This window comes from Agrobacterium sp. OT33, assembly GCF_017313365.1.
Classification (GTDB): domain Bacteria; phylum Pseudomonadota; class Alphaproteobacteria; order Rhizobiales; family Rhizobiaceae; genus Agrobacterium; species Agrobacterium rhizogenes_A.
In genome coordinates, this window is record NZ_JAFLMZ010000006.1 from 333233 (window position 1) to 350794 (window position 17562).

Here is a 17562-nt window from a genome sequence, read left to right on the forward strand (position 1 = left end):
GAAACCTCTCTCGGCACGGACAGGTCGGTCCGGAGTAAACGCATGAGGGGAAGATGTGTCTTCGAAAATCAGCCGGTAACGGCGACTGTTGCGGACATGTCCTGCTGCGGCCAGCGCTGCAGCGCTTCTCGTCCGGCCTCGGTCAAGCCATAGATTCCTCTGTCGAGCCGTTCAAACCAGCCATAAACATTCGCAAGCAAAATCTTCCCGGCATCCGGCACAGCGGGTTTGATTTGACGAACGCGCAGCGGCCCTGATGCCAGCGCCAAAGCGCAGCCCAGCGCCTGTTGGCGATATGCGGTCATGATCGGCGCGCGTGTACTCCCGCCTACAGCCGGATCGCCCCGCCGCCGCTGGTGTTCACGCATCAACCGCGAGCGCCGTTTCGGATTGGTTCGCGGCATCGGCGATATGGAACTGACGATAATGCTGACATCGCCGGCATCGGAAATGCCAAGCATACCGATTCCGAGCCTGCGGCAGAGATCGCGATAGCGCCTGTCAGCCTCACGGCCTTTGCCTTTGGCTGACACTCGGGCCGCAATCCAGACCTCCTCCGCAATGGCCGCGCGATCGACGGCCTGCAAAATGAGTTCCAGATTAAAGCTCAGCTTCAGCTCGCAGATCACGACCACGGGCGGATCAGTGTCACTCAGACCAACCAGATCGCAGCCACCAACTTCGCCTTTGACAGTGTAACCCGCCTCCTCAAGGAAGCCTTTGACGGGCAGATAAAGCGATGTTTCCATGTGCCTGCGGGTTCAAGTGAATCTGCACCCTGAATACATCGATCTCCGTGCGCAGGACAACCACCATGACCGCCTGCGGCTACAAGTTATTGCCCATTGCCATGCTTCGGGCAGCCGCTCCGTTGAAACGCACCGTTACGTTCACGGCAATGTGCAGGCCTTGATCGGCGGCACATCTGCCTGCGGATGAGAAAGAGTTGCGATTCCCCGGCAACCCGCCACAACAATGCTTCAAATCGCGCCTCTCATCCGCCCTACCCCCGCCGCAGGAATGGAACGACCGTGCGCATTCTACTTGTTGAAGACGACAGCATTCTCGGCTCATCCCTGAAGAAGGCACTGGAAAAACACGCCTATGGCGTTGACTGGATGCGCGACGGCCAGTCCGGTCTCGAAGCGGCGGAACATTCGGATTTTGCAGCCGTCGTCCTCGACATCAACCTGCCGCTGCTCGGCGGCATCGAGGTTCTGAAGGGTGTGAGGCGCAAGGGTAATACGGTTCCCATCCTGCTCTTGACGGCGCTCGACAACGTCCGGCGCAAGGTCGAGGGTTTCGACGAGGGAGCGGACGACTATCTGGTCAAACCTTTTGATCTCGATGAATTGCTTGCCCGCCTGCGCGCACTGATCCGGCGTCGCGACGGACGGACCGAAAGCCTGCTGCGATGTGGCGATGTCGAATTGGATCCGTCGGCAATGGTGGCCCGCAAAGGCAATGTACAGGTGCATACGACGGCAAAGGAATTCCACCTTCTCAGGCTCCTGATGGAGCGCAGCGGTCGCTACGTCACGAAGAACGACATCGAATACGCACTCTACGATGCCTATAGCAACGTCGAAAGCAATGCCATCGAAGTGACGATCTACAATCTCCGCAAGAAGCTCGGCACCGAATTCATCAAGTCGTTCCGCGGCATCGGCTACATGATCGAACGATGAGCCCCTCCACCCTCACACGCAAACTCTTCCTGCGGATCGCGCCTGTCGTGGTGGTGACGATCCTGATAATCGGCGCCTTTGCGTTTCACAGCGCCACGCGCGAGATCAACAATATCTACGATGCACAGCTCATCAACGATGCGAACGTCTTGTGGAGACTGCTGCACAAACGGCTGCAGCATTCACCCGAACCTACGCCGCAACAGGTGGACGACATCGACTTCAGCATGGACAATCAGCTCGCTTTCAACGAGGACGCAGACGACTACGCCGACGCGCAGATGTTCCGCGCCTGGGTGAACGGCAAGATCATGTTCTACTCCAGCACGGCCTTTCCTTCCGACGTGCCCTACCAGAAAGCGGGCTTCACCGACCTTTCCTACCGTGGAGAGAAATGGCGGGTCTATTCGTTGCCGATCCCGGCTTCAGGCATCGTCATGGAAGTCGGAGAAAAAATGTCCCTGCGCGAGACGCTGGTTGCCAACATCCTGCTGAACCTGTCCTTTCCGCTGCTCGTGCTGGTGCCGGTCATCGGCTTGCTGATCTGGCTCGGCATCCATAACGGCCTGCGGACCATTCGCGGGCTGGTGAACCAGATCCGCACCCGTTCGCCGGACGATCTGTCAGCCATTGCCGTTAAGGAGTTGCCGAGGGACCTCGTGCCCCTCGGCCGTTCGATCAACCAGCTTCTCGAAAAGCTCGGCCGGTCCCTGACGCTTGAGCGACGGTTTTCCGATCTGGCGGCGCATCAGCTGCGCACGCCGCAGGCGAGCGTCAAGCTGCTGCTGCAGATGCTGGCAAGCACCGATGACCAGCAGGAGCAGAAAGCGATCATCTCGGATCTGGTGACCAGCAACAACAGAGCCACGCATCTCATCGAACAGTTGCTGCGCCTTGCCAGGGTCAGCCATCATCCGCTCAACCCCATGCCGGTTCCGCTCTACCACATGATCGCATCAACCCTGGCGGATCTCGGCAATATCATCACCAGTCGCAATCTCGACATCTCGCTGACAGGCCCTGAATCGGCCGAGGTCAGGACAGATGAATCCTTGCTGCAGATGATGATCAGCAACCTCCTGGACAATGCCATCAAATACACGCCGGCCGGCGGCATGATCGAGGTCACCCTGTCTTCGGAAGGCGAATTCTGGCTGATATCGATCAGCGACAACGGTCCCGGCATACCGCCCGAAGAGCGCGAGGCTGTCTTCAACCGCTTCTATCGCCTTGATACGCGCAACGCCGAGGGGGCGGGCCTCGGGCTTGCAATCGTTGCCGACACCGCAGACCGGCTTGCCGCTTCCGTACGGCTTTCCACCCCTTCCTGGGGCCATGGCCTGCGCGCCGAGCTGCGACTGTCCCGGAACTGACGCGGCAACGACGGCTCCATCATTTTTCATCTTGGCATCATTTTCCCATCAGTCCTGCCTCATCAGCCGCCGGTAAATCCGGTCGCAAGGCAGACCGAAGGATTATTTGATGCGGGTATTTTCTGATTTCGATGGCACGATTTCCATTCAGGACGTGACGGATGTCGTGCTGTCCCGCTTTGCCGAACCTGAATGGGAAGACATCGAGCAGCAGTGGAAAGCCGGCCTGATCGGATCGGCAGAGTGCATGCGCCGCCAGATCGCCCTCATCAAGGCAAGCCGCCGTGAGCTCGATGAAGTTCTCGACACCGTGGCCATCGATCCGGGCTTCCTGACCTTTCGTGACTACTGCCGCGTCAACGGCCTGCCCCTGACCGTCGTCAGCGACGGCGTCGACTATTTTATCCGTCATGTTCTGAGGCGAAACGGCATTACCGACCTGCCTGTCGTCGCCAATCTTCTTCGCTACGGCACCGCCGATCGCCTTGAGACCTATACCCTGGCACCAGCCCCCAACTCGACCGGATGTCTGTCCGGCTCGGGCGTCTGCAAATGCCGGATCGTCTCCGGCACGGAGCCGCAGGTTTATATCGGCGACGGGCGGAGCGATTTCTGCGTCGCCGGCAGGGCCGACCTCGTTTTCGCCAAGAGCAAGCTCGCCGACTATTGCCGCGACAACAGCATCCCCTTCATCGCCTTTGATGACTTCACCGACCTGCTTTCCAAGATGAACGCCGTCATTCCCGGTATCGCCCGTCAAAACCGAACGATGCCGCAATCGAAAATCGCCTGAACCGGAAGACCAAGAGGTCCCTCATGAATATTGTGAACGCTGTAACCTTTAACGAAAAAACGCCGCTCTCCAGCCCGACCGAAGCCGAGCTACGCCTGCTTGAAGAAACCTTCTGCTCGCATGGCGACACGGTTCATTATTCGACGGAGCCGAAATTCTTTGAAGAATGTGAGGGGTCCTATGTCTATGACAGCAAGGGAACACCGTTTCTCGATCTGCAGATGTGGTACTCCGCTGTCAACTTCGGCTATCGCAACGAGAGGCTGAATGCTGCCGTCCATCGCCAGCTGGACCGGCTGCCGCAGGTCGCCTCGCAATATCTGCATCGCGAGAAGGTCGAGCTGGCGGCGATGATCGCGCAGGATGCCGAACGCAAGTTCGGCCACAAGGGACGCGTTCATTTCAATGTCGGCGGATCGCAGGCGATCGAGGATTCACTGAAGCTGGTGCGCAACTATACCGGCGGCAAAAGCCTGATGTTCGCCTTTGAGGGCGGCTATCACGGCCGCACGCTGGGCGCGTCGGCGATCACCTCCAGCTACCGTTATCGCCGCCGCTTCGGCCACTTCGGCGAAAGGGCCCAGTTCATCGAGTTTCCTTACCATTTCCGCGGCCCGAAGGGCATGACGAAGGAAGAATATGGCGAACATTGCGTGCGCAAATTCGCCCGCCTGTTCGAAAGCGAATATAACGGCGTCTGGGACCCGAAAGTCGGCAGCGCAGAATATGCCGCCTTCTATGTCGAACCGATCCAGGGCACCGGCGGTTACGTCATTCCGCCGATGAATTTCTTCTCCGGGCTTAAGAAGGTTCTGGACCAGCACGGCATCCTGCTCGTCGTCGACGAAATCCAGATGGGCGTCTATCGAACCGGCAAGATGTGGTCGATCGAACATTTCGGCGTCTCACCTGATGTTCTTGTCTTCGGCAAGGCGATCACCAACGGCCTCAATCCGCTTTCGGGCGTCTGGGCAAGAGAAGAAATGATCAATCCCACAGTCTTCCCGCCCGGCTCCACCCATTCCACCTTCGCCAGCAATCCGATGGGAACGGCCGTCGCGCTTGAGACGATGAAAATGCTGGAGGAAGAGGATTTCGGTGCCGCGATCATGGAAAAAGGCGCCTATTTCCTCGACGGCCTGAAGCAGCTCCAGAAGCGCCATGCGATTGTCGGCGATGTCGACGGGCTCGGATTGGCGCTGAGATGCGAAATCTGCAGGGAAGACGGCTTCACGCCCGACAAAGCAACGATGGACTGGCTCTGCGACGAGGGTATGAAAGGCGATCTCAGGGTCGGCGACAGGACCTATGGCCTCGTTCTCGATGTCGGCGGATACCATAAAAACGTCATCACACTGGCCCCGAACCTCCTGATTACCCATGAGGAGATCGACCTGGCGCTGACACTGCTCGACCAGCTCTTCACACGCGCGGTCCGGAGGTAGGGTCGTGCAGCTTCTCCTCCTTCATCTCGACGATGCTTTGGAGTTGCAGCCGGACTTCGTGCGCGCCTGTACGCTTGCGGGCGCGTGCCACCATGTCGACAAGTCGAGCGGCAAGACAATCAGACTGTGGGGCAGGCAGAAGATGCTTGCCGAACTGGGGCGGGACATAGCCAGATCGCTACCGCCGCGCAGCAAAGGACCGCAGCTTGCCTTCATCGGTTCGGGCGATTTCCACCATGTGACCGCCCTGCTGCTGGATGCCGCTCTCGAACGGTACCCGGTTTCCACCACGCTCGTCCATTTCGACAACCACCCCGACTGGGTGAATTTCGAAGGCGGCATGCATTGCGGCTCATGGATCAACAGCGCACTTTCAAATGCCAATGTCGCAAAGGTCGTGACCATTGGGGTCTGCAGCAGCGATCTGCGCAATCCCGAGCGCAAGGGCGCCAATCTGAGCTGGCTGCGACAAGGCAAGCTGGAGCTCTATCCGTACGAACATCCGCCGAGCCGGGTGAAGGCCGATTATGGCAACGGCGCAAGCTACCGTCAGGACAGAGGCGCCTTGCACTGGAATTCCATCTCCGAGATCGGCGAGGACAATTTCATCGACCGGATACTCAGCCGCATCAGCACCGAAGCCGTCTATTTCACCATCGACAAAGACGTGCTCGCCGTCGATGACGCCGTGACCAACTGGGATCAGGGGCGCATGCGGTTGCCCTATCTGATGGCGCTGATCAGCGAAATCGGTAGCCGGCATCACGTCATCGGCGCTGATGTGATCGGCGATTATTCAGCGCCGCATTATGCTGGAGGCCTCACAACCCGCCTGCTCAAGCAGGCTGAAATATTCATCGACCAGCCGCGCCTGCGGCAGGCGGCCGATGTGGTGCGAAACATCAACAGCGCTGCAAATCACGCATTGCTGGAAGTTCTCGCGGAAACGATGGGATGACCGGCAGCCTTACCGTGCCCACGCTCGGCCTGATCCTCTTCTGCGTGCTGGCGGAAACGGCGCGCGAGGTCTGCTTCAAGCAGGCCGCCAGCGACGGCCCCATGCTGACGACGCTCGCCAAACCACTGACCTGGCTCGGCATCGCCTTCTGGGCCATCGAACTTCTTGCCTGGACAAGCGTGCTTGCCAGCGTACCTCTCACCATCGCCTTTCCGCTGATAGCGCTGAGCTATGTGGTGACCGTCGGCGCCGGCGCCGTCATTTTCAAGGAAAATATCAACCTCCGTCACGCGACAGGCGTGTTTCTCGTTACCGCCGGCGTGGCCTGTGTCGGAGCAACCGGACTATGAAAATCTTTGCTCATACCAGATGGGATGCGGCACCCGTACTCGCCGCCGTCGCGCATCTCGTGTTCGACGTCTACCTGATCGCCGGCTTTCAGAGCAGGCCGCTCTGGGCGTCATTGATCCTGGGCTGCCTTTATGCCGTATCGATATCCTGGAACATCAACAGCATCTCGCATAATTTCATCCACACCCCCTATTTCAAGCCGCGCTGGATGAATTACGCCTTCAGCCTCATGGAATCGGTGGCGATCGGCTTTTCCCAAACCTATTATCACTGGGTGCACATGCGCCATCACTCCGGCAACAGCGACCGGCCGGATGAGAAGGGCGAAACGGTCGATCTGCTGTCGATCTATCGCCATGGCCGAAACGGCGAGCCGGAAAATGTCTGGTCCTACACGCTGAAGAGCTTCTTCCGCGACAGTCTCGGTGACATCCACAAGGCCATCGCCAAGCGGCATCCTTTCGACGCCGCATGGGGTCGTTTTGAACTTCTGGCGTTCCTCGGCCTGGTGGCGATTGCCCTTATCCATGACTGGAAGGCCGTGCTGTTCTTCCTGCCCTTCTATTATGCCGGCAATTGCCTGTCTTCGCTCAACGGCTATTACGAGCATCTTCATGGCGATCCGGACGAACCGATCGCCTGGGGCGTCAGCAGCCACAAGCCCTTCTACAACTGGCTCTGGTTTGGCAATGGCTATCACGCCGAGCATCATTACCGGCCGCGAACCCACTGGACGAAACTTTCGGCCCTGCACGAACAGATCAGGGACGAACAGGAGCGAGCCGGTACGCATGTGATCAGCACCTGTCATGCGCTCGGTTTCATAGCCCCGGAAAACCGGGACGCGGAGCTTCGGCATGAGGTCTGAGGAATTGAGTTTCTACCTTGAAGGCACAAATGGAAAAGGCGTGCTGCTGATACACGGCCTGACCGGAGCGCCGGCGGAGATGAAGCTCGTCGCCCGCCAGCTCAATCGCCGGGGCTACAGCGTCCATGCGCCGCTGCTGGCCGGTCATGGGCAGGATATCAGGACATTGCGCCGGACGCAGTGGAAAGACTGGCTGACAAGTGTGTTGCAGGCTTCCGAACTCCTTGCAGAACGAACGCAACACATGTTTGCAGCGGGCATCTGCGTTGGCGGCGAACTGTCACTGCTTGCGGCCCGGCAGCGGCCGGATCTGATCAAGGCGGTCGCCATTTATTCGCCCTGCTTCCATTATGATGGCTGGGATGTTCCCAGGCACTATACGTTGCTGTCATCACATATCGGCTGGTTGTCCCGCATCCCCTTCCTCGACCGTCTCAACTTCAGGGAAAATGGGTCGCTCGGCATCAAGGACGAGCGGATGCGGCGCATGGTCGAGGGCATGGCTGGCGAGGGCATGCTCGAAAAATTCCCCGGCAAAGGCATCGTCGAAATGTACCGGCTCGGCAAGGCGCTTCGCGGAACCCTGCCGCAGATCCTGACACCGACACTGATCCTGCATGCGGAAGAAGACGATCTGAGCAACCCAAGACACGCCCTCTACATTTCCGAACATATTGGCGGACCGCATGAACTCAGGTGGATCAAGGACAGCTACCATATGATCCATCTCGATCGTCAGCATCGGCAGGTCGCGGGGTTCACGGCCGATTTTTTCGAGGCAAGCCATGCTGCAGTTCGCCCATAAGCAATCCTTGCCCGGGAATGCCAAGCCCGTCGCGCAGGTCTACGATACGATCCGCGCTATCGGCCGGGAGGCGTGGAACGCCTGCTTCCACGGCCATGTCGAGGATTATGATTGCCTGCTGGCGATAGAAGATGCCGGCATTGGCGACTTTGAGTGGCGTTACCTGACCGTCACGGAGAATGGAAAAGTCAGCGCCGCCATACCGGCATTCCTGTGCCCCTATCCGCTGGATACCACGCTCGAAGACGGCGTGGCGCGCCGGCTGATACGCCGCGTGCGACGCCATGTTTCGGGCTTTCTCGTTCTGCGGCTCGCCTGTCTTGGTTCACCCTGCACCGAAACCGGCGCGATCGGCTTTCATGCCGACGTACCGGAGGAACGCCGCGAGGTTCTGCTGGCCGAATTGCTCATCGCCTTCGAGGCGCTTGCGGCTCGAGAGGGCTGCGGACTGATGGGGATAAAAGATATCCCGGCACCGGTTGCCGCCGAATTCGGCGTCCTGCTTTCAAAACACCGCTATGCCGCCATCGGCAGCCTGCCAACCGCATGGCTTGATATCGATTTCAAGACAATCGACGACTACATGGCCCGACTGTCGGCAGGTACGCGAAAGGACATGCGGCGCAAGCTGAAATCCCTCGATGCCGTCAGGGTGGAAATCAGAACCGATATAGGCGATCTGCTTTCCCGGGTGATGGCGCTTTACCACGACACGCGCAATCGCAGCGAATGGCAGTTCGAGGAACTGACCCCAGCCTATTTCGAGGGCATCCTCACCCATATGGCGGGCCGCGCTTTTTGCTTCCTCTATTTCGTCGGCGATACGCTGCTTGCCGCCAATCTGATCGTTCATGACGAGCGGCTCGCAATCGACAAGTTCTTCTGCATGGATGCCGAGCAGGGACGGCCTTACAATCTCTACTTCCTCAGCTGGTTTACCAATCTGCGCTATTGCCTCGATCATGGCCTTTCCCGCTACCAGAGTGGTCAGGCCTATTATGAAAACAAGATTCGGCTTGGCAGCCGGCTGACGGCAAACACCATGTTCTTCCGCCACCGCAATCCGCTGCTGCAGGCATTGTTACAGCTGGTTTCGCCGTTCTTTTCGCAGGATGAGGAGAACTGATGACACCGATCCGCCTGACATGGCTTGCCGTACCCGTCCTCAACACATTGTTCCAGATCTTCACCAAGCTTGGCGCGGCGCAACTCGGCAATACCGGGGGAATGGCATGGCTGGAGAATGCGTTGACCTCGCACTGGATTCTGGCGGCCATCGCCGTCGAGATCATCTGCTTCTTCATCTGGATGACGGTTCTCGCCGAACTCGACCTCAGCAAGGCCTTTCCGCTGTCCGGCATCAGCTACGTGCTGGTCATCGCCACGGGCTGGTTTGCCTTCGGCGAACCGATCGTCGGATTTCAAATCGTCGGCAGCGGTCTGATCCTCGCCGGCGTCTGGCTGATCGCCGGCGCCAGGCAAGCGTAGCGGCGCCACTCCCGTGACGCGCGACATGCCGCCAGCATGAAGCGGAGGCGCAAAATTCAAAACCCGATCTGGAATGAGCGGTTGAGCGTGATACCGATGACGTTCTGATCGGCCGATCCAAGTCTTGAGGTAACGAGGCTGTCGGCGGCATCACCCATCAGGCGGCTATATTTGACGTAGGTTTGTACGCTCCAGGCAGGCGTCAGCATATAGGTGGCCGCCACAGTGAAACCGAGAGATTTGAGGCCGCCATTCGCCTCGAATGGCTCGACACGACCGCTTCTGGCGGCTTCCTCGGCGGAAACCCCGAAATTGTTGCGCATATAGGTTCCGTTCGCCAGAGACAGGCGCGGACCGGCGGACAGCAGCCAGCGATCACCGACCGGCTGGAACCAGTCGAGATAAAGATCGGCCAGCAGACCGTCTCCGCCCCATAGCGCCTGACGCGTTTCCGCACGTACGCGCAGGCGATCCTCCAATGGCCAGTATTGTGTGAAGACGCCGGCGTCCAGGTTCCAATGCACCGAATGCAGACCCTGCAGCTCGGTATCATCGAATGCCGATCGCCCGCCTCTCACCCCGACGACCGGGCCTATGCCGACCCCGCCGATATCGAACAGTCCGTAGTCGATATTATCGTCCGGCGCGCTATATTCAGGCGCTTCGCCGAGCCGCCGAAAATCGAAAGACGGCAGGCCGCTGAAGGACCGGTGCTTCGACCCTTCATGGGAGGGACCGTATTCGACGGACCCGCCAAGCGTTATGACCCACTGGCTATCGGAAGAGGCTGCATCCTGACCCAATGCGGAATGAGTTCCCAGCACTATCAACGGCAATGACAGCGCCGCCCCCCGGAAGAGTGCCATGCCAGATGAGGCCCTGTATGCCATGCACCGCGCCGCGAACATCAGCGACAGATCCTCCACTCGCGGCCAGCCGCTGCCGCAGTCCTTCCAAAACAGCTTCTTCTTCCATGCCCGTTGCCTAGGAACATGCCGGTAAATCCGGAGCACCGCACTTCTTCCTTTCAGCAGCCTGCGGTTTCTTCGATTGCTGCTCGCCCACCATCGGCTTTGGCTGGGGCGGGGCCTGCGGTCTGGGTTTCGGTTCCGCCTCTGGTTTCGGTGCGGGTGCATGCGCCGGCGCAGCCACATGTGGCTCCTTGGGCAGAGACGGCGGCGGAGCGGCCTCATGGAAGGGCGGCGGAACAACATGACCCTGATGACCGAGCCGAGGCTCGCCATTATCAGGAATACCGGACTTTGCCGGCCGCTTGTCATTCATTACCGGTGTGGCGGGCTTTGCTGCCTGGCCGTGCGCTTCAGGCGCCGGAGGAGCGACATCTGCCTTCAGTTTGGCATTCGGAACTGCCGCCGGCGCCGGCGTGCCGGTGACGTTGCCCTGGCCTTTCGCGGCAGACGAATTAACTTCGGGCTGCTTTGGCTGACCCTTTGCACCAGGAAGCACATGTGCACCGGGATTTGCGCCGTGAAGCGGCGGTTGCATAACCGCCGTCGGTTTCTGCGCCGTCTCGGGTTCTGTTTTGGGCGGTGGTGTTTTCTCTACCGGCGCCGCTTGCTGCCTGTTTGCCGGCTGGCCGGCGGTTGGCAGCGGCTCGCCGTTCGCGCCTGGCAGCGCATGGGCCGCAACAGGTCCGGTCTGCATCTGTTGTGTCCGGGGCTGAACCGAATGGGGCGGCGCCGGCACCAGACCGGCTGCGGGTGTCGGCGTCCCGGTTTGGGTCGGAACCTGCTTTTGCACTGCCTCGGCCTTTTTCTGTACCGAGGGCGGCAAGGCAACGTGCAGCGCTGCCGCACCCGCTCCGGCAATGATGGCCGCGCCGGCGAGCTTTTCTCCCGTCGTCAATCCGGACGGCGCAGCCGGTACGGCCTCGTTCTCATGGATAACCGTGTTGTTGACGACAGAATTGTGGATGTTGTTGAAGATGATGTTGTTTTCGGGCGGCGCAACATCACGCGGGGGCTCCACCCATTGAGGAACCGGAACAAAGACCGGCTCCGGCAGCACGTAAAGATCGACTGGGGGTCTGGGCGGCGGGAGCATCACGAAATCCGGCGGAGGCGGCGCCAGAAAAACGGGCGGCAGCGGCGCATAAGCGAAATCCGCATCATCGAAATACACGACAGGCCGCCCGACATAGACGATTTCTGGCTGTGGCGGCGGCGGCACGTCATATGCGATCATCGAGAATGACGGCGGCGGTTCAAGTGCTGCCTCGAAATGGTCGAGACGACGGCGGGCATCCCAGACGTGCGGGCCATGCGGATAACGCCTCAGATAGGACCAATAGGCCTCCGGCGTATCGACATTCCAGGTTTCGCGCCAGGTGATCGCTTCGCGGCGCACCGCAACAATCGCCCGCACCCGCCTTGCCATTGAACCGTTCGGATAGGCCGCCAGGAAATCCTCATATGCACGCATCGTGTCACGATCAAGCGCGGCAAAATAGGCATCCCGTTCGTCGAAGTCACCGATCGGCTTCGTCCGGACGGCCGCATCATCCCCGGCAACCTGAGCGGTGGGTGGATTGGGACCAAGATCGAAAAACGTGAATGCATCCTTGAATTTGGAGGCATTCCAGGAAATCTGACTGCCTCTGGTCAGATCGCTGACGCGCAGCCGTGTCCGGTCGAACACATCGCCGAGCGGGAGCCCACCTGTGCGGATCATTTCCGCCAGGGCATGGGCGTAGGAACCGTAAGGGCCAGCCTCCTGCGTAGCGACCGTGCCCGGCGCGGCGTTAAAGGCAATCAGCTGATTGGCGTCCGGATCGACAAGCGCCAGACCACCGGCCAGCGGCTGACTGGACTGCACAAATGGATTGGCTCTTGCCGCATCGAGCACAACGATGCTGCCGCGATTGTCAAGACTGGCCAGCGATCTCGTGAAATCGGTTATCCGCAGGGCTTCGACGGGCACATCCGTGGCTTGCTTGATCTGCGCATCGACCGGTACGAAATAATTATCGCCCTGATATTGCACCCCATAGCCGGCCAGATAGACAAAAACGACGGTATCGGGTCCCGATGCATTCGCTTTCGTCAGAAAGTCCCGCATCGCGTCACGCAATCCGTTCTGGTCGAGGTCGCGCGCACCGATCACATCAAAACCGGCTGCCTGCAAGGTTTGTGCAATCAAGCCGGCATCATTGGCCGGTGTCGGCAAGGCGCCCGTCTTGTAGGCGGCATTGCCCACAACAAACGCTATTCTCTTTTCCAGGGAGTTTCGGGCTTCTGCCGGATTCAAGGAAGCGATACCGGCCAGAACCAGCACGATGCCAAAGACTGTCCGGATCGCCTTTTTAGACGATAATCCCATTGTCCAAAGCAGAGGAGACATACAGCTTTCCTCCAATCAACATCTGATGCAGCTTACCGTGAACCCCATGAAGTAGAGGACGGCGAGGAGCGCTTGCCGGACATGGCCGGCGCGCCTCGCTTCGCTATTTAGCAGTTGTTTATAAGTGCTGGATGAGGCGTAACTGAAGTGAAACTGAAGATGGCTCTTCGCCCTTTGCCGATTTAAACGGCGTGTCTTCCCGACAAATCCGCCCCGTAATGACCGCGACCGCAGCAGGCGTGCCGCCAGTCCAACATGCCTATTGCTGCAGACGCAAGGCGCTCCAGAAACCACGCAGCTGGTCGGTCAACTGCGTGTAGAGACGGTAGCGGCGCTGATAATGCGGGACTTGCCGCGCATCCGGCCGATAAGCGCTCGCCACACGCGTCATCGCCGCAACCGCCGCCTCATAATCCGGATAAAGCCCCACAGCCACGGCGGCACCGATTGCCGCACCAAGCGCGCCCGTCTCGCGCGCTTCGGCAACACGCAGGGGAATGTCCAGAACATCCGCCATGATCTGCGGCCAATGCTGGCTGCGGGAACCGCCACCGGACATGACGGCGCTTTCGACCGGCAAACCGGCCTCGCGCAACACGCCGATATGGCGGCGGTGTTCGAAGCAGACGCCCTCGAACAGCGCTCTCAACATATGGCCTTCGCCGTGCCAGCCAGCTAGGCCGTAAAACCCGCCGCGGAATTCCGCTCCCAGCCGCGAGCCGAAAATGAACGGGTGAAAGAACGGATCGTCAGCGCGCGGCGTGACGGAGCCGACCAGCTCGTTGCATCGCTCGAAGGCATGGTCGCCATGGTCGGCACGAACACGGTGAACGTACCATTCCAGATTGGCGGCGGAGGTGGCGCTGGATTCGATATTGACATAACGGTCGCGGCCGAATGTCGTGACCATGAAGACATCCGGACTGATGACCGGTTTATCGGCAAAAACCTGATTGATGCTCCATGTGCCGGCGATGATGGAGGCTTCCCCCGCATTGATGACACCCGAGCCCATGGCGCTGGAAACCACATCGAAGAAGCCGCCAATGACAGGTGTGCCTTCCGAGAGCCCTGTCAGACCCGAAGCCTCGCGCGTCACACGGCCAACAATGTCCGCCGATTCCACACGACGCGGAAAGAGCGGGAACGCATCCTCAAGACCATAAAGTGAGAGAAGTTCGCGGTCGAGCCGTGCTTGCGGCAGGGCAAGCAGCCCCGCGCCGCTGAGGTCGGAAATGTCATTGGCAAGGCAGTCCGTCAGGCGGAAATTGACAAAGTCCTTGCAGAACAGGACCGTACCGATCTGCGCATAGAGGTCGGGGGCATGTCGTTTCACCCATGCCAGAAGACTTGGCGTCTGCGCTGGCCATGGCCGCTGCAGGCAGCGCGCCTGTAAGAGCGCGCCGCTTTGCCGGTCAAGCTCGGCCGCCATATCGGCGGCGCGGCTGTCGAGCGACTGGATGCCGATCAGAGGCTGCTGCCGTTTGTCGAGCAGGTAAAGACCATTGCCATGGCCGGCGCAGCCCACCGCCACAATATTGCGGGGATCGACCGACGATTTCACCAGGAGCTGACGGATCGCTTCGCAGCCGTTCTTCCACAGCTCCTCAAGATCGCGCTCGACATAACCGGGCTGCGGAAACGTCGAATGGCCGTCGATGGCATGCTGGGCGACCTGCCGGCCCACCGTATCGAACAAGACGGCCTTGATGACCGTGTTGCCGACATCCAGGCCCAATATGTAATTTTTCTCAGCCACGATTGTAGATGTCCCATGCTTCTTCGCCGCTCGCACCCTGATGGATGATAGCCATCAAGGCCGCGACAACGGCCTTGGGATTGTCATGCTGATAGATATTGCGGCCATAAACCAATCCGTTCGCGCCCTCGGCCATCAACGCCGCCGATTTTGTCAGCACATTCCGCAAATCCTCACGCCCCCCGCCCCGCACCAGCACCGGGCAGCGCGCCGCCTCGATCACCCGGCGGAAATCCTGCGGGTTGCTGGTGGGATCGGCCTTGATGATATCGGCTCCCATTTCCGAGGCAAGCCGCACCAGCGTGACGATCTTTTCCGCATCACCATCCACCTGATACCCGCCGCGTACGTCGTTGGGCAGCATCACCAGCGGCTCGATCATCAGCGGCATACCGAAACGATGGCAATCGGCCCGCACCCGGCTGATGTTTTCGACACATTGACGGAACAGTTCCGGCTCATCCGGCAGCATGAACAGGTTCACGACAACGCAGGCCGCATCCATCTCGAGCGCACCGATGATCGGGTCGTGATAATTCTGAAGCTGCGACCACATGGTTCTGTGACGCGTGGAGTTATAGGGATTGCCCATATCGATGCGCATGACGAGGGCCGGCTTGTCCCGCTCCGGCCTCTGCTGCAGCAGATCCGCCTGCCCGTAGACCATCTGGATGGCATCGGGACCAGCCTCCACCAGCTTTTCGACGGTCTGCGGCATATCCTCAAGCCCGATGAGGAAGCTCGGCTCGTTGCAAACCCCGTGATCGATTGCCACATCAAGGCATCCGCCATTGCGGAACAGCCGGTTCATGCGCGCCTTTTTTGAAATCCGCATCATCATGCATTCTCCTTGCATCTGTGTTGAAGCATCGCCGGCGTGACCCCGTAAAAGGTCTCCAGCTCATGGATAAGCCGCTGCCGTTCCGCCGCCGCCCGGGTGGCCGGCCAGCCAAGCTCGCGCGCCGCAACGCCGAGGATGGCGTCAATCAGATCGGCGTTGACAACGCCGGTGATGGCGAGCGTCGTGCGCCTCAGGATCAGATCGGTCAGGTGCCGGACATGTTCGCAGCGGATCAGCCAGATCACCTCCGCAGCCGTGATCGGTGACTTGTCTGAAAGCGGCACGTCGTCCGGGCGACCCCGGCAAAAACCCAGCAATTCGAAGGCGCGGGAGCCGTAGGCCAAAGCCAGATGCTCCGCCCGCTGCCGACCGATCGAAAACTGTTCCGACAACAGGTTGGACAGGCGCCCGGTACCGGCGGGGAAATTCCTGCCACCACCGACCGGGCGGTTCATCGTCCCGGTCAATCGCTTGCGCCCGAGAAACGCCAGAACCTCGTCGCTCACCTGCTCGCCAAAAGCCCGGAAGGTCGTCCATTTGCCGCCGATCATGCAAAGCTGCGGCGGATCACCCGCAACACGGTGGATGAAATGGCTGCGGGAAATTTTTCCGGTAAAGGCGGCATCGCTGCGCGGCAGCGGACGTATGCCGCTGAAACTGAAGACAATGTCCGAATGGTCGATGGCGATATCGGGGAAGACCTGACGGATGGCGTCCAGAATATAGTCCCGCTCCTCCGGCTCGCACCGCACCCGCTCGGGACGATCCACCTTGATGTCGGTCGAACCCGCGAGAACCCGGCCGAGATAGGGAAAGAGGATGCAAACGCGGTTGTCCGCATTTTCAAAGAAAATCATATGGCCGTTCAGGGCCTTGAGAAGCGCGTCACTGGCGATGATGAGATGCGACCCCTTGGTGCCGGAAACGGTCGGGTTTTCCTTTTTCGCAGCCGGAACGGCGGCAAGCGCGCCGATCGTTTCGTCGATCCAGGCGCCCGTGGCATTGACGATGATCCGTGGTCTGACGGGCAGTAATTCTTCCGTTTCCTCCATCCGGAGACAATATTCATCCCCGGTGCGGATAAGCTCCGCATAGTTGAGTGCAATGTTCTGCGGCGCATCGGCGGCGGTATCGACAAGGAGTTCCAGCGCAAGCCGTTCGGGCTGGCTTATCCACGCATCGTAATAGGTGGCCGAATACCGGATCGCCGGCGTCAGGCCCGGCCAGCGCTGCAGCGTCTTGCCCGCACTGCGAAACTCATGCCGTGGCAGGATGCGGTTCTTCCGGGTAACAAAATCATAAAGCGTGAGGCCCGCCTTGATGGCCAGGGCGCCCCGGCTTGCGGGTTTTCCGCCAGAGCCGAAAAATGTGGCCGCCGCGTTGAACAACCCGCTGAACACCGAAAAAATCGGGATCGTCGTCGGCAGCGGATACACCATATGCGGCGCAAGTGTCAGCAGCGCATCACGTTCCCGCAGCGATTCCGCCACAAGGCCGAATTCGCCATTTTCGAGATAACGCAGTCCGCCATGGATCATGCGCGAAGGTGCGGCACTGCATCCGGAGGAGAAATCGTTACGCTCGACCAGCAATACCCGCAGCCCCTGCAGGGCAAGATCGCGATAGGCGGCGATGCCGTTGATGCCGCCGCCGATGACGACGGCGTCGAAATCACCGTCTTGACGGATACGGCAGAGAGCGTCCTCGCGAAAACCGGGCATAGGAATACCGTTCGCCGGCTATTGACCAGCGTCCCAATGATGTTGATCGTTTAAAGCGACGTGAGAGACGGGAAGCGAAAATTATGCGCTGTTCGCCTGAAGTCCCGTCTCA

The 17562-nt window shown here is 59.8% G+C and carries 16 protein-coding genes; 10 read left to right on the forward strand and 6 right to left on the reverse strand.

From position 1 onward, the window contains the following. Positions 1-68 precede the first annotated feature (68 nt). A complete protein-coding gene (locus JZX88_RS16555; protein WP_206914202.1) occupies positions 69-749 on the reverse strand; it encodes a DUF2161 domain-containing phosphodiesterase in 681 nt (226 codons plus the stop codon). A gap of 282 nt (positions 750-1031) precedes the next feature. Between JZX88_RS16555 and JZX88_RS16560 the strand changes: the two genes are divergently transcribed. From JZX88_RS16560 to JZX88_RS16605, 10 genes are all read left to right on the forward strand, one after another. Continuing rightward, a complete protein-coding gene (locus tag JZX88_RS16560; RefSeq protein ID WP_065117195.1) occupies positions 1032-1688 on the forward strand; it encodes a response regulator transcription factor in 657 nt (218 codons plus the stop codon). Further along, the gene (locus JZX88_RS16565) at positions 1685-3061 is read left to right on the forward strand and encodes an ATP-binding protein (protein ID WP_206914203.1); all 1377 of its coding nucleotides are present in this window, start codon (positions 1685-1687) and stop codon (positions 3059-3061) included. Before JZX88_RS16560 ends, JZX88_RS16565 begins: the two co-directional genes overlap by 4 nt. A 109-nt stretch (positions 3062-3170) precedes the next feature. Further along, positions 3171-3854, forward strand: a complete 684-nt coding sequence (locus JZX88_RS16570) for an MtnX-like HAD-IB family phosphatase (RefSeq protein WP_206914204.1) — start codon at positions 3171-3173, stop codon at positions 3852-3854. 23 nt (positions 3855-3877) lie between these two features. Further along, on the forward strand, positions 3878-5299 hold the full coding sequence (locus tag JZX88_RS16575) for an aspartate aminotransferase family protein (protein ID WP_206914205.1): 1422 nt from the start codon (positions 3878-3880) through the stop codon (positions 5297-5299). Between the two features lie 4 nt (positions 5300-5303). Beyond that, positions 5304-6257, forward strand: coding sequence for an arginase family protein (locus JZX88_RS16580; protein WP_110760397.1), 954 nt, complete (start codon positions 5304-5306; stop codon positions 6255-6257). After that, positions 6254-6607, forward strand: a complete 354-nt coding sequence (locus JZX88_RS16585) for an EamA family transporter (protein WP_206914206.1) — start codon at positions 6254-6256, stop codon at positions 6605-6607. Before JZX88_RS16580 ends, JZX88_RS16585 begins: the two co-directional genes overlap by 4 nt. Beyond that, a complete protein-coding gene (locus tag JZX88_RS16590; RefSeq protein ID WP_206914207.1) occupies positions 6604-7476 on the forward strand; it encodes a fatty acid desaturase in 873 nt (290 codons plus the stop codon). The genes JZX88_RS16585 and JZX88_RS16590 overlap by 4 nt, the downstream gene beginning before the upstream one ends. Further along, positions 7466-8281 (forward strand): carboxylesterase, encoded by an 816-nt coding sequence (locus tag JZX88_RS16595; RefSeq protein WP_206914208.1) that lies wholly within the window; start codon positions 7466-7468, stop codon positions 8279-8281. The genes JZX88_RS16590 and JZX88_RS16595 overlap by 11 nt, the downstream gene beginning before the upstream one ends. After that, positions 8262-9407 (forward strand): GNAT family N-acetyltransferase, encoded by a 1146-nt coding sequence (locus JZX88_RS16600; RefSeq protein WP_142856564.1) that lies wholly within the window; start codon positions 8262-8264, stop codon positions 9405-9407. The genes JZX88_RS16595 and JZX88_RS16600 overlap by 20 nt, the downstream gene beginning before the upstream one ends. Next, a complete protein-coding gene (locus JZX88_RS16605) occupies positions 9407-9769 on the forward strand; it encodes an EamA family transporter (RefSeq protein ID WP_206914209.1) in 363 nt (120 codons plus the stop codon). Before JZX88_RS16600 ends, JZX88_RS16605 begins: the two co-directional genes overlap by 1 nt. Before the next feature lie 56 nt (positions 9770-9825). On the opposite strand, the gene JZX88_RS16610 is transcribed toward JZX88_RS16605, so the two are convergent. The 5 genes from JZX88_RS16610 to JZX88_RS16630 all read right to left on the reverse strand — a co-directional run bounded on the left by JZX88_RS16610 (position 9826) and on the right by JZX88_RS16630 (position 17450). Next, positions 9826-10659 carry a MipA/OmpV family protein gene (locus JZX88_RS16610; RefSeq protein ID WP_206914210.1) on the reverse strand — a complete coding sequence of 278 codons (834 nt, stop codon included), beginning with the start codon at positions 10657-10659 and terminating at the stop codon, positions 9826-9828. A gap of 94 nt (positions 10660-10753) precedes the next feature. Beyond that, on the reverse strand, positions 10754-13129 hold the full coding sequence (locus JZX88_RS16615; RefSeq protein ID WP_206914211.1) for a caspase domain-containing protein: 2376 nt from the start codon (positions 13127-13129) through the stop codon (positions 10754-10756). 259 nt (positions 13130-13388) lie between these two features. After that, positions 13389-14888 (reverse strand): FGGY family carbohydrate kinase, encoded by a 1500-nt coding sequence (locus JZX88_RS16620; protein WP_206914212.1) that lies wholly within the window; start codon positions 14886-14888, stop codon positions 13389-13391. Continuing rightward, entirely contained in the window at positions 14881-15723 is an 843-nt protein-coding gene (locus JZX88_RS16625; RefSeq protein ID WP_206914251.1) for a class I fructose-bisphosphate aldolase, read from the reverse strand. Before JZX88_RS16625 ends, JZX88_RS16620 begins: the two co-directional genes overlap by 8 nt. Positions 15724-15725: 2 nt before the next feature. Further along, positions 15726-17450: a glycerol-3-phosphate dehydrogenase/oxidase gene (locus JZX88_RS16630; RefSeq protein ID WP_206914213.1), complete on the reverse strand. Its 1725-nt coding sequence runs from the start codon at positions 17448-17450 to the stop codon at positions 15726-15728. Between the last annotated feature and the right edge of the window lie 112 nt (positions 17451-17562).

What these genes read in the sequence shown, in the direction of transcription:
- JZX88_RS16555 (WP_206914202.1), bottom strand. Translation starts at nt 749, where the DNA reads ATGGAAACATCGCTTTATCTGCCCGTCAAAGGCTTCCTTGAGGAGGCG.
- JZX88_RS16565 (WP_206914203.1), top strand. Translation starts at nt 1,685, where the DNA reads ATGAGCCCCTCCACCCTCACACGCAAACTCTTCCTGCGGATCGCGCCT.
- JZX88_RS16570 (WP_206914204.1), top strand. Translation starts at nt 3,171, where the DNA reads ATGCGGGTATTTTCTGATTTCGATGGCACGATTTCCATTCAGGACGTG.
- JZX88_RS16575 (WP_206914205.1), top strand. Translation starts at nt 3,878, where the DNA reads ATGAATATTGTGAACGCTGTAACCTTTAACGAAAAAACGCCGCTCTCC.
- JZX88_RS16585 (WP_206914206.1), top strand. Translation starts at nt 6,254, where the DNA reads ATGACCGGCAGCCTTACCGTGCCCACGCTCGGCCTGATCCTCTTCTGC.
- JZX88_RS16590 (WP_206914207.1), top strand. Translation starts at nt 6,604, where the DNA reads ATGAAAATCTTTGCTCATACCAGATGGGATGCGGCACCCGTACTCGCC.
- JZX88_RS16595 (WP_206914208.1), top strand. Translation starts at nt 7,466, where the DNA reads ATGAGGTCTGAGGAATTGAGTTTCTACCTTGAAGGCACAAATGGAAAA.
- JZX88_RS16600 (WP_142856564.1), top strand. Translation starts at nt 8,262, where the DNA reads ATGCTGCAGTTCGCCCATAAGCAATCCTTGCCCGGGAATGCCAAGCCC.
- JZX88_RS16605 (WP_206914209.1), top strand. Translation starts at nt 9,407, where the DNA reads ATGACACCGATCCGCCTGACATGGCTTGCCGTACCCGTCCTCAACACA.
- JZX88_RS16610 (WP_206914210.1), bottom strand. Translation starts at nt 10,659, where the DNA reads ATGGCATACAGGGCCTCATCTGGCATGGCACTCTTCCGGGGGGCGGCG.
- JZX88_RS16615 (WP_206914211.1), bottom strand. Translation starts at nt 13,129, where the DNA reads ATGTCTCCTCTGCTTTGGACAATGGGATTATCGTCTAAAAAGGCGATC.
- JZX88_RS16625 (WP_206914251.1), bottom strand. Translation starts at nt 15,723, where the DNA reads ATGCGGATTTCAAAAAAGGCGCGCATGAACCGGCTGTTCCGCAATGGC.
- JZX88_RS16630 (WP_206914213.1), bottom strand. Translation starts at nt 17,450, where the DNA reads ATGCCCGGTTTTCGCGAGGACGCTCTCTGCCGTATCCGTCAAGACGGT.